At 73.4% G+C, this 1,077-nt stretch carries 1 protein-coding gene; it reads left to right on the forward strand.

What is annotated here, in order from left to right; all coding sequences use genetic code 11:
- Positions 1-1,012, forward strand: a 1,012-nt coding sequence (locus tag B7767_RS28210; protein WP_085574636.1) for a MiaB/RimO family radical SAM methylthiotransferase, incomplete at its 5' end; no start/stop codon positions are given.
- Positions 1,013-1,077: the final 65 nt, after the last annotated feature.

Genomic DNA, 1,077 nt, shown 5'->3' on the forward strand with positions numbered 1-1,077 from the left:
ACACGGCCCGGCGGACCTGCCCGACGGCCTCGCCCCGGCCTCCGGCCCCCGCGCGCCGCTGCGCCGCCGGCTGGACGGCGCCCCGGTCGCCTCGGTGAAGCTCGCCTCCGGCTGCGACCGGCGCTGCTCCTTCTGCGCCATCCCGTCCTTCCGCGGCTCCTTCATCTCGCGCCGCCCCAGCGACGTGCTGAACGAGACGCGCTGGCTGGCCGAACAGGGCGTGAAGGAGATCATGCTGGTCTCCGAGAACAACACCTCCTACGGCAAGGACCTCGGCGACATCCGCCTGCTGGAGTCCCTGCTGCCCGAGCTGGCGGAGGTCGACGGCCTGGAGCGGGTGCGCGTCAGCTACCTCCAGCCGGCCGAGATGCGGCCCGGCCTGATCGACGTGCTGACCTCCACCCCGAAGATCGCCCCCTACTTCGACCTGTCCTTCCAGCACTCCGCGCCCGACGTGCTGCGCGCGATGCGCCGCTTCGGCGACACCGACCGGTTCCTGGAGCTGCTCGACACCATCCGGAGCAAGGCGCCCCAGGCCGGTGTGCGCTCCAACTTCATCGTCGGCTTCCCCGGCGAGTCCGCGGCCGACCTCGCCGAGCTGGAGCGGTTCCTGAACCACGCGCGGCTGGACGCCGTCGGCGTCTTCGGCTACTCCGACGAGGAGGGCACCGAGGCCGCGACGTACGACCGCAAGCTGGACGAGGACGTCGTCGCCGAGCGGCTGGCCCGGGTCTCCCGGCTGGCCGAGGAGCTGGTCTCGCAGCGGGCCGAGGAGCGGGTCGGCGAGACCGTGCACGTGCTGGTGGAGTCCGTCGACGAGACGGAGGGCGTGTACGGCCGGGCGGCGCACCAGGCCCCCGAGACGGACGGCCAGGTGCTGCTCACGAGCGGCGAGGGGCTGGTCGTCGGCCGTATGGTCGAGGCGAAGGTGGTCGGCACGGAGGGTGTCGACCTGGTGGCCGAGCCGCTGTTCCAGGGTTCGCCCGCGTGTAGTGAGGAGGCGGGCAGATGACGGGTGTCCCGGCATCGGCGGCGGGAGGCCCCTCCGGCGCGAGGAGGGCGGCGGGCGCCGCACCC

This window comes from Streptomyces sp. 13-12-16 (assembly GCF_002114215.1).
Lineage (GTDB): Bacteria > Actinomycetota > Actinomycetes > Streptomycetales > Streptomycetaceae > Streptomyces.